This is a genomic window from Thermococcus sp. (assembly GCF_027066465.1).
In the GTDB taxonomy this organism is placed as follows: Archaea; Methanobacteriota_B; Thermococci; order Thermococcales; family Thermococcaceae; genus Thermococcus.
On record NZ_JAMONU010000118.1, the window covers coordinates 1 to 9,712 of the forward strand.

Consider the following 9,712-nt stretch of genomic DNA (forward strand, 5'->3'; position numbering starts at 1 on the left):
TCTCCGCTCTCTCCCTCAGACCGGGAACGTTGTCGAGGAGCCACTTGAGCTTGCTCGCGGAGAAGTAAGCATCGGGGACGAGGCCGGTCTTCTCCTTTATCACGTCCCCGTATTCGCGCTTTATCTCCTCCACCATCTCGGCCGTTCTCCTGCACTGCCAGACTATCGCGTTGTAGAGCGGTTTTCCGTCGCGGTCAAAGACTATCGTAGTTTCTCTCTGATTAGTAACGCCTATCGCCGCTATCTGGCCCGGCTCCACCTTCGCCTTCTCAAGGGCCGTCTTTATGGCTCTGAGCTGAGCCTCCCAGATTTCCTCCGGATTGTGCTCCACCCAGCCGGGTTTCGGGTAGTGCTGGGGGAACTCGTACTGACCGAGGCCGATGATGTTGCTCTCCCTGTCGAAGATTATCGCCCTCGCGGAAGTAGTTCCCTCATCGAGTGAAAGGATGTAGCGCTCCATGATACCACCGGTAAAAGAGGGGGGAGGAGGGTATTAACGGTTTCGTTGGATGGAGTTCATCTCAAACCAAGCTCTCTGAGGTAGCCGATTATCCTTTCCACATCGTTCGCTATAACGACTTCAAAGAGCCCCTTGAGCTTCAGCAGGTTGTCGTCTCTGTAGAACAGCTCGTCGTTTGCAGTCCAGAGAACGATTTTGAGTCCCAGGGAGCGGGTCCAGCCGATTGCCTGAACAGTTTTCTCGAAGCCGAGCAGGGTCACTGCCTCAACCGGGATGTTAATTGACCACAGGTTGAGCTCCTCTTTAAGCTCTGGAACCATCTGGAGGGTGTCCTCCCTATCAATCAAAAGCCCCACTCTAGTTTCTCCGTCGTACTTTCTGTACTCCCTCAGGGCCTCTACGTCAAAGGAGGAAATCATGACTCTCTCAGGATTGTTGTTCCTCACGATTTCAGCGACCTTTTCAACGGCGTCCCTGTCTTTTATCTCCACGTTGATTAGCGCGTCTTTTGGGAGAGCTTCAAACACCTCTTCGAGTGTGGGTATCCTTTCGCCCATGCCTATGTCCGCCCTCTTCAGCTCATTGAGGGTCATCTCCTTCTGCCTTCCTTTCATGTTGCTCGTCCTGTCTATCGTTTCGTCGTGCATGACAATGACCCTGCCATCTTTGGTCAGCCAGACGTCCAGCTCGATTCCATCGGCCCCCGCCTCGATGGCCTTTTTAAACGCCAGAATGCTGTTCTCGGGGAACCTGCTCATGTATCCCCTGTGTCCGAGCACGATAACCCTGTCCCTGTCCCACATGGAAATCCCTCCTGATTAGCTCTGCGACGTTCCTAAAAATCTTTTCAGTCTCGCGGGGTCATCGGAAATCAGCACATCGGCAAGTGGGAGAACCCTTGGGAGCCACGCAATCTCGTTCATCCCGTAGTTCCAGACGAAAACCTTGAGCCTTCGGGAGTGGTATCTCTTGATAAGGGACGAGAAAAACGTGAAACCCGCATACGAGATTACGTCTAGAGGAACGTGGACGGAGTAGAGTCCATCCGTGAGCACCGTTCCCAGGAGGGACCTCAGGCCCACTATTGACAGTCCTATTTTGCAACACGGATACTCCCTTGCGAGCCTTTTGGCTGTTTCAGGGGAATCCGTTGAAATCACCGAGGTTTCAAGCATGTTTTTTCGCTCGAGGAGCTTTACAACTTCCTCGGCCGTCTCGCCGTCTTTCAAGTCAATGTTGATATACCTCGGCTTCAGCTCCTTCAGAACCCTTGGGAGTGTCGTTACGAGCTTTCCGAGGGGATGCTCCCTGACTATCTCGAGATACGTCATGTCCTCCGCCCGGCACTCGCCCCGCCGGCACGGGAACTTCCCATCGTGAAGTATTACCAGCTTCCCATCAAGCGTTCTTCTAACATCTAGTTCGATTCCATCGGCGTATTTTAACGCCCTCCTGAAGGCGGGTATAGTGTTCTCAATCCTCCCTCTGAACCCGCGATGGCCGAGTATCAGCGGAACTCTCATCCCTCCTCGCCTGCAGAGTTGATTGTAAACGTCCGGTAGTTTAGGGTTTTGGTTTATCCCTCTATAATGGGGGACACCCCCATCGGAGGACGGTGCCCCCGTTGCATGGTCGGGTCATTTGCTGGGGCCTTTTATGAGTGTTTCGATGGGGAGGAATAAGATGAAAATAACCTCATTGCCCAAAAGTGTCATTTTTACTATGGCTCAAAAATGAACTCAAAACCCTTAAAAGCCACGAAAAGAACCCCCCTATAACTGTTTGAGTGTTGGGACACTGGTTGAAAGAGGGGGCCCCGGGCTGAGGCGGCCTTCCCAGGGTGTCCCCTTTTGTGGGGGTGGTGTAAAATGGAGAAAAGGTTCAGGTGGGGAACCGTCCTGGTGTTGGCCCTCTTGGGCTTCAGCATGAGCACGGGCTGGGCGTTGAATAAGGGGCTGTCGTTTAAGTTGCTTCAGACCGAGTACACCAACTCGGCCTTCATAATCGGTGCAGTTCTTTCGCTTCAGGGTCTCATGGGAATTATCGTGCCGATTCTAATCGGTTACTACAGCGACATCCGCAGGTCAAACCGGAGGAGGACGCCCTTCATACTCGTTGGCGGAATCTTTGCGGGTCTTGTTACACTAGGGGTGTATTTCAGCTATATCGCAAAGGTTCCGTTGCTGGCCTTTGCAACGATGCTGGCGCTGTTCTACTTTGCCCTGTACTTCTACGTTGCCCAGTACCGCTCCCTGCTTCCCGAGATGTTCCCCAGTGGAGAGCGCGGAAGGGCGAGCGGAGTGATAACTCTCTTTGAGTGGGCGGGGAACCTCTTCCTCTTCGGAAGCCTCGCGTTCCTGATAATCAAGGCAACGAAGGTAACCGGGCTTAAAAACGAGATACACGCGCTGATTCAGGCCAACTACATGTGGATTCCCTTCGCGGTCGTTGCGGGCTTTCTCATGGGGTCAGCTCTGATAGTCTACGCCCGGGTGAAGGAGCCGGTTGCCCCGGAGGAGATTCCCGAGGAGGGCCTCGGGGAGTACCTCAGGTCAATAGTGGCCGACAGGGACTTCCTCAAGTTCTACTCCGCGCAGATTCTCTGGTGGATGAGCTTTGAGTTCGTGGCTGTTTTCCTCTTCGGCATACTCGAGTCAGTTCTCGGCACGAGCGACGTCACGGCACTGGGCAACGCCATAATGGCCCTCTTTAACGTCTTGGTTCTCGTTGGAGCGGTCGTCGGCGGACCCCTTTACGACAAAATCGGCAGGAGGAAGTCGATACTCATCGGCGGCATAATATTCCTGATACCCTTCCTCGCCGGCTGGTTCGTCCACACGAAGGTTCAGATAACCGCCCTCATAGGACTCGCCGGAATCGGCTGGGGAATGCTCATGGCGACATCGTGGCCTGTCATAGGCGACCTCCTGACGAAGTACGAGCGTGAAGCGTTCAACGGCCGTTACTACGGCTTCTTTGAGGCAACGAAATCCTTCCCAATTCTCATTGCCGGCCTCGTTGGTGGAGCAATAGTCCAGGCTTTTGGGAACAACTACAGGGTTCTCTTCCCCGTTGGGGCCATCTTCGTCATAATAGCCCTGCCCCTCATCTGGGGCATGAAGAACCTCGACGCCATTACCAAGGAGAAGCCAGGCATTGACGAACTCGAAGAAACTGAAGTGGGGGTCTGAGGCTTGTTGGTGTGGATTTTGATTTTTCTCCTCTTCCTCTTCATAGCCTTTTCGGCCTTTGTTGGATACAAGATGGTCAAGCCACCCCGCTTTATCGGAAGCTGGACGCCCAAAGATTTGGGCTACGACTACGAGGACGTGACGATAGAAACGAGGGACGGCCTCAAGCTGAGCGGCTGGTGGATTCCAAACGAGAAAAACTCCACGGTGATTCCCCTTCACGGCTACACCAGAAGCAGATGGGACGACGTTTACATGAAGCAGACGACGGAGTTCCTCCTCAAGGAGGGCTATAGCGTTCTGGTCTTTGACTTCCGCGCCCACGGAAAGAGCGAGGGAACCTACACAACCGTCGGTGAGCGGGAGCTTATAGACGTTCTCTCGGCTGTGGACTGGCTGAAAAAGAACCATCCCGAGAAGGCCGAGGGAATAGGCCTCGTCGGGTTTTCGATGGGTGCCGTTGTTACGATACTTGCCCTCGCGGAGGACGAGAGGGTAACCTGCGGCGTCGCGGATTCACCGCCAATATACCTCGACAGGACCGGTGCAAGGGGGCTGAAGTACTTTGCGAACCTCCCCGAGTGGCTCTACACCTTCGTCAAGCCCTTTACAAAGCTTTTCAGTGGAGCAAAAGAGCTGAACATGCTGGAATACGCGGATAAAGTCAGAAAACCCCTCCTTTTGATTGCCGGTGAAAAGGACCCGCTCGTTAAAGTTGATGAGGTCAGGGAGTTCTACGAGAGGAACAGAAGGGTGAACCCGAACGTTGAGCTGTGGGTTACGGATGCACCGCACGTCAGGACGCTTAAGTTCCACCCGGAGGAGTGGAAGACGAGGGTGAGGAGCTTTCTCGCTAAACACCTTTAGAAAGGTTTTTACGCTCTCCTTCATTCCCCCTTTGATGATGAAGAGGCTGTCCGTCTTCGCCGTGCTGTTTCTTGTGCTGCTCTCCTCCAGCTCCATCGCCAGTCCCGCTTACGTTCCCTCCTTCGGTCACTTTGCAATCCTCCTCCACGACGTCAGTCCAGCTTACCTCCCTCAGCTTCAGCAGATAACGGCCGTCATCGACGAATACGACCTTCAAAATGAGACCTACCTCTTCGTAATTCCCGACCACGGTGGAAAAATGCCCATCTGGAAGTACGGGGCATTTATGGAGTTTCTTGAGGAGCTTGAGCGCGAGGGCTACCACATCGAGCTCCACGGCTACACCCACGTAGGGGATGAGTTTGACTGCAACGCAACCGTCGCCGAGAGGAAGCTTGAGCTTGGCCTGAAAGCCCTTTCCTACCTCAACGTTACCCCCAAGTATTTCATCGCTCCGCGCTACGCCCTATCAAGGGCCGCGCTGGAGGTTCTCCTCAGGCACAACCTAACTGTTATAGGGAGGGACTTCCTCTACTTCCCGAACGGCACCGTCGAACCAATCTGCAACCGCGAGTATACCTGGTACATCCCGTCTTTTCTGCTCCCCTACCAGCTTGCGAGCGCGGAGAGCGTTTACCTCAACCTCAACGGAACGTTTTTCCTTTCAATTCATCCGAGGGCTGTGAACAATAAGGCAGGAATGGAGTTTCTGAGGGAGTTCCTGAAGTTTGTAGAGGAAAATAAGGAACTACTCAAGCGTTCTCACGGTTCTCGCGTAGGTGAGGGCCGCTAGGATGAGGACTGCGAGGCTCGCGGCGAGAAGCCACGGGACGTCGGGGGCAACCTGCGAGGGGCTGACGTGGTATATCTCCAGCAGTCTGAAGTCCTTCAGGGCCCTTCCGAGTGGGAAGTAGTCCACGAAGGGCCTCGCCCAGTTCGGGAGCGTGCTTGGGGGAACGGCTATCCCCGCCAGGAACATCATCGGCCATGAAACGAGGTTTATCGTTAAACTCGTGGCCCTCACGTTCCTCGTGAGCATGGCTATTGCCAGTCCGAGGCCCATTGAGAATGCTCCGCCGATGAGGAGGAGCACCCAGCCGAGGAGACTGGGAAATATCGTGCTTCCGAAAACAAGCTGCGAGAACGCAATGAGTCCCAGAATGCTCCCGAAGATTACAACCGTCGTCGAGAGTAGCTTTCCGATTAGGAAGTCCCAGGCTGTCGTTGGCGACGCTGCTATTCTCCTGAGCGTTCCCTTCTCGATTTCCCTCAGGGTCCCGTTTCCAATCAGGCTCATCGTTGCGAACAGGAACTGTATCCCCATGACCCCTGCGAGGAAGAAGAGCACCGGGCTGATGTTCCTCCCGCTCACGTTCTTCTCCTCCAGCGAGAGGGGCCTTGCAGTTCCCTCTATCAGGGGAATCAGACGTGATGTGGTGTTCTCCGGCAGGAACCGCTCAAGGGTCTCGATTAGGACTCCCTCCCTCCGTTCGGCAAGCTCCCTTGAAAAGCCGGAGAAGAACCCTTCAATGACCCCCTTAGCAATCTGGTACTCCTGCGGGTCGGCCCTGTTGTAGTACACAACGACCTCCACTGGAAGGCCTCTGCTGAGGTTTTCACTGAATGTTGCCGGGAAAACTACAACTGCATCCAGCTTTCCGGAACTCAGGTTTTTGAGGGCGCTCCTCTCGCTTTTAAACTCGATTACCCTGAAGAGGTGCCTGCCGTCGAGCGTGACGTTGCCCATCGCGCTAACTATAGGTGCTGCACCGCTCCCCTGGGCTACGACACCGACCTTGAGTGTGACTGGCGGACTCGTGTGCCCCCATATGCCCCCCATAATCAGAAGCCAAATCATCGGGAAGACGATAATCCAGAAGACCGTTGTCTTTTCCCTCCTTATCTCTATCAGGTCCTTCCTTAAGATGCCCTTTATCGCCCGGACGTTCATTCCAGAGACCTCCCGGTGAGCTTTACAAAAACATCCTCGAGGGTTGGCTCCTCTACCTTCACGAGCCTTATCTCACTGCCGCGCTTCAGCAGGGCCTCGATGAGCCTCGGCAGTTCTTCCCTCGGGTTGGGCGTCCTGAGTCTGAGCGCGTTGCCCTTAACAATCGCCCCGGGGATGCTCTCGGCCCCCCTGAGAATTCCCTCGACGTGTATCACGCTCTCCCCACCCGCGAGCTTCTTCAGTTCCTCGACGCTGCCAACGGCAACTACCCTTCCATCGCTGATTATCGCCACCCTGTCCGCGAGCCTTTCGGCCTCTTCCATGTAGTGGGTCGCCATTACGACGGTTTTTCCCTCGTCCCTGAACCCCAGGATAAGCTTCCACAGCTCTCTCCTCGAGGGAACGTCCAATCCGGCAGAGGGCTCGTCGAGGACAAGGATTTTGGGTTCGTGGAGAATCGCCGTTGCCAGGTTGAGCCTCTTCATCTGGCCTCCGCTGAGCTTCCCCGCCCTCTTGTCCGGCGGAAGGTTGAACTCCCTGATAACCTCGTCTACCCTCTCCTTTGGGGCGTTGTAGAGGTCCGCGTAAAACTCAAGGTTCTCCCTTACGGTCAGGTTTTCGTACGCTATGCTCTCCTGGGGGCAGTACCCTATCAGCGTGGCAGTTTCTTTGGAGAGAGGCCTTCCAAAGACGAGTATCTCCCCGGAATCGTAGGCCAGACCTTCGGTTAGGATTCGTATGAACGTCGTCTTGCCCGCCCCGTTTGGTCCGAGCAGTGCGAAAATCTCGCCCTCCTCTACCTCGAGGTTTATCCCCTTCAGAACTTCGGTCTCTCCGTAGCTCTTCCTCAGGTTCTTAACGATTAATGCCTTCATCCTCCCACCGGTTTAAGAAACGGCGGCGGTGATTTAAACCCGGGTGAAACTCTGAAATTCAGAGTAAACCTCACCAGCGATTCTCCTTTTGGGACGCCTGAAGACGAGAACCTCAGAAACCCCCGAAACGCCGTGTTCGGAGGGAGTTATCAGGTTCGCATCCCTGAAGAAAATCCTTCCGATGGCAAGCAGCGAGGCCAAATCCCGGGCTCTTAACTCCATCTCAGCCATTTTCTTAAAGCCCGGAAGGATGTAGTAGCCCCTTCTCTCAACGCCCTTCCTGACGTCATAGCCCTCGTGAATTGAGACGATTGTCTCTGCACCCGTTCTTTCCACCGTGAAGTCCCTGTACATCCGGTTGTAAAGGAACCTGCCTATCCTGTCCGGTTCCTCGATGAAGAAGTACCCACCTTCGTCCAGAACTGATGCCACGCCGCTGAACAGCCGCACGGCATCGAAGGGGTCGAAATGGGGCATTGTATGACCCCAGAGAACCGCAAGGTCGTGTTCTTCCACCAGCTCTGGGAGTTGGAGGACGTCACCGGCAACCAGCCTAAGCTCCGGGTTGACCTCAGCAATTCCGAGCCATTCGCGAACCTTCTCCAAGTCTTCTTTTCTAACGTCCACGAGCGTCAGCTTCGATGCCGAAAAGGCCTTTGCCGCGGCCGCACCCGCTATTCCCGTTCCGGCGCAGAGGTCGAGAACACTTGAGGCACTTACCTTTTGGTTTTTGAAAAAGAGTAGCGTTGATTCAAACCTCCTCCGGGCCCTCTCATGTTCCGGCTCCATCCACTGCCTGAAATACCTGTAATACTCTTCAAATGGCATGAGATACGTACGTCGTTTGAGTTAAAAACTTAAGGCCTCGGCTAACCCTCTTTTCATCACCGTCAGCGTGGCTAACGCTCGTCATCGGCCAAGGCTTGTTCTCCACAGGGTTTAAAAATACACTGGAGAATTGAACCGGGGGATGAGGAGCGTTTACCGGTCTGACCTGTGATGAGACTGGCACTGGCCGACCCCACCGAAAGGCGTAAAAGTTGTTCTCACCAAAATTTAATGGTGATGGTGGATGGATTTTGCACTCTTCATGGAGCGCTACGGTTACAAGATACTCCTCGTGGTGCTCCTCGGTGGTGTCTTCGTCTTCATATTCGGAATGCTCGCCAAGTTCATGCACGCCGCTGGGTACTCATGGGGCGAGATTGAGTTCTTCTTCGGCCTCCTCGTTGCCGCGTCCCTCATCGGGGCCTTTGCCGGAAGGTTCATGAACACCGCGACGACCCTTTTCGGTCGGATAAGCTACCACTACAAGGCCAAGCTCTTCGAGGACGAGAAAAAGATTGAGAAGGAGAGGGAGAAACTCAAGGAGGAGGGCGGAAAGCTCTACTGAACCTTCACTGGGGCGCCGAATGCCCTGTCGCCGGCATCTCCGAGTCCCGGAAGGATGTAGCCCTTGTCGTTCAGCTCCCTGTCAACCTTTGCAACGAATATTTCGACCTCTGGGTGCCTCTCCCTTATCCTCTCTATTCCCTCGGGAGCCGCCAGCACTCCAACGACAATCAGGCGCTTCGGCTTCCGTAGCGCTTGACCTCGTCGAGGACCTTAATCAGAGTCGAGCCGGTCGCTATCATCGGGTCGGCTACTATGACAGTATCCTCTGGCCGTATCTCCGGAATCTTGACGTAGTTCATCTCAATCTCGAACTTTGGGGCCTTTCCGCGCGATGCCGAGACGATACCAACGCGCGCGTGGTCGAGCACCTTGATGAGGCCCTCCATCAGCGGAATCGCCGCGCGGAGAACTGTTATTATGACCACGTTGCGCCTGTCCCTGACGATTACGCCCTCTGTTTCCTCCAGCGGGGTTTTAACGGGAACCCTCTCGGTTTCCATCGTCTTCGTCAGCTCGTAGGCCATGTAACGGCCGAGCTTGACGAGGCCCTTCCTGAAGGCTATCGGTCCTGTTCTCTCATCGCGAAGCTCCGTCAGAATCTCCATCAAAAACGGGCTGTCCTCGAAGGAGTAAACGCCTTCCCACCTTTCGGCCTTCATGCTCTCACCGCCCGCCACTCGGGGCGAGCCTTTATTAGCCTTCCGGGTGTTTAACCGGGCTGGACTTTCCATGCTCTTTGGGCGTTTTTTCGATTATCGCCTTCATCCAGCTACCGCGGAGGAACCAGGCGAGGGCTATCAGCGCGCCGATGAAGTTGCTCAGCCCCATGCCGAAGAAAACTCCCCTGCTCGTGAAGTCGAACAGTTCCGCCAGCGGAATCGTCAGTCCGAGGAGCGTTATCGCGCCGACGTAGCCGAAGGCGTAGCTCAGCGGAATCCTAAGGCCCCACAGGCGGATTATGCCGAGCAGCATC

General features: G+C 54.9%; 10 protein-coding genes and 2 pseudogenes. 4 read left to right on the forward strand and 8 right to left on the reverse strand.

Annotated elements, in window-relative coordinates:
• From MVK46_RS05445 to MVK46_RS05455, 3 genes are all read right to left on the reverse strand, one after another.
• The coding region (locus MVK46_RS05445) for an FGGY family carbohydrate kinase (RefSeq protein ID WP_297535630.1) at positions 1-460 on the reverse strand (460 nt) is incomplete at its 3' end.
• Positions 461-516: 56 nt separating this feature from the next.
• On the reverse strand, positions 517-1,263 hold the full coding sequence (locus MVK46_RS05450; protein WP_297535631.1) for a glycerophosphodiester phosphodiesterase family protein: 747 nt from the start codon (positions 1,261-1,263) through the stop codon (positions 517-519).
• A gap of 15 nt (positions 1,264-1,278) precedes the next feature.
• Complete coding sequence (locus MVK46_RS05455) at positions 1,279-1,983, reverse strand: glycerophosphodiester phosphodiesterase family protein (protein WP_297535632.1); 705 nt, start codon at positions 1,981-1,983, stop codon at positions 1,279-1,281.
• 345 nt (positions 1,984-2,328) lie between these two features.
• On the opposite strand from MVK46_RS05455, the gene MVK46_RS05460 reads away from it, so the two are divergent.
• The 3 genes from MVK46_RS05460 to MVK46_RS05470 are packed head-to-tail and all read left to right on the forward strand — an operon-like array spanning position 2,329 to position 5,311.
• On the forward strand, positions 2,329-3,651 hold the full coding sequence (locus MVK46_RS05460) for an MFS transporter (protein WP_297535633.1): 1,323 nt from the start codon (positions 2,329-2,331) through the stop codon (positions 3,649-3,651).
• Positions 3,652-3,657: 6 nt separating this feature from the next.
• Positions 3,658-4,518 (forward strand): alpha/beta fold hydrolase, encoded by an 861-nt coding sequence (locus MVK46_RS05465; RefSeq protein ID WP_297535639.1) that lies wholly within the window; start codon positions 3,658-3,660, stop codon positions 4,516-4,518.
• Positions 4,519-4,555: 37 nt separating this feature from the next.
• Positions 4,556-5,311, forward strand: a complete 756-nt coding sequence (locus MVK46_RS05470; protein ID WP_297535634.1) for a DUF2334 domain-containing protein — start codon at positions 4,556-4,558, stop codon at positions 5,309-5,311.
• On the opposite strand, the gene MVK46_RS05475 is transcribed toward MVK46_RS05470, so the two are convergent.
• The 3 genes from MVK46_RS05475 to MVK46_RS05485 are packed head-to-tail and all read right to left on the reverse strand — an operon-like array spanning position 5,267 to position 8,172.
• Entirely contained in the window at positions 5,267-6,469 is a 1,203-nt protein-coding gene (locus MVK46_RS05475; protein ID WP_297535635.1) for an ABC transporter permease, read from the reverse strand. The two genes, MVK46_RS05470 and MVK46_RS05475, sit on opposite strands and share 45 nt — an antisense overlap.
• Positions 6,466-7,344 (reverse strand): ABC transporter ATP-binding protein, encoded by an 879-nt coding sequence (locus tag MVK46_RS05480; protein ID WP_297535636.1) that lies wholly within the window; start codon positions 7,342-7,344, stop codon positions 6,466-6,468. The genes MVK46_RS05475 and MVK46_RS05480 overlap by 4 nt, the downstream gene beginning before the upstream one ends.
• A 33-nt stretch (positions 7,345-7,377) precedes the next feature.
• Positions 7,378-8,172 carry a class I SAM-dependent methyltransferase gene (locus MVK46_RS05485; RefSeq protein WP_297535637.1) on the reverse strand — a complete coding sequence of 265 codons (795 nt, stop codon included), beginning with the start codon at positions 8,170-8,172 and terminating at the stop codon, positions 7,378-7,380.
• Positions 8,173-8,416: 244 nt separating this feature from the next.
• Between MVK46_RS05485 and MVK46_RS05490 the strand changes: the two genes are divergently transcribed.
• Positions 8,417-8,737 (forward strand): hypothetical protein, encoded by a 321-nt coding sequence (locus MVK46_RS05490; protein ID WP_297535638.1) that lies wholly within the window; start codon positions 8,417-8,419, stop codon positions 8,735-8,737.
• Here MVK46_RS05490 and upp read toward each other — a convergent pair.
• Positions 8,731-9,398, reverse strand: a pseudogene (upp, locus tag MVK46_RS05495) (uracil phosphoribosyltransferase). The gene MVK46_RS05490 and the pseudogene upp overlap by 7 nt on opposite strands.
• A 34-nt stretch (positions 9,399-9,432) precedes the next feature.
• Positions 9,433-9,712: pseudogene (locus MVK46_RS05500) on the reverse strand (hypothetical protein); the annotation flags it as partial.

Coding starts and splice junctions, on each gene's coding strand:
- MVK46_RS05450 (WP_297535631.1), bottom strand. CDS start 1,263: ATGTGGGACAGGGACAGGGTTATCGTGCTCGGACACAGGGGATACATG.
- MVK46_RS05455 (WP_297535632.1), bottom strand. CDS start 1,983: ATGAGAGTTCCGCTGATACTCGGCCATCGCGGGTTCAGAGGGAGGATT.
- MVK46_RS05460 (WP_297535633.1), top strand. CDS start 2,329: ATGGAGAAAAGGTTCAGGTGGGGAACCGTCCTGGTGTTGGCCCTCTTG.
- MVK46_RS05470 (WP_297535634.1), top strand. CDS start 4,556: ATGAAGAGGCTGTCCGTCTTCGCCGTGCTGTTTCTTGTGCTGCTCTCC.
- MVK46_RS05475 (WP_297535635.1), bottom strand. CDS start 6,469: ATGAACGTCCGGGCGATAAAGGGCATCTTAAGGAAGGACCTGATAGAG.
- MVK46_RS05480 (WP_297535636.1), bottom strand. CDS start 7,344: ATGAAGGCATTAATCGTTAAGAACCTGAGGAAGAGCTACGGAGAGACC.
- MVK46_RS05485 (WP_297535637.1), bottom strand. CDS start 8,172: ATGCCATTTGAAGAGTATTACAGGTATTTCAGGCAGTGGATGGAGCCG.
- MVK46_RS05490 (WP_297535638.1), top strand. CDS start 8,417: ATGGATTTTGCACTCTTCATGGAGCGCTACGGTTACAAGATACTCCTC.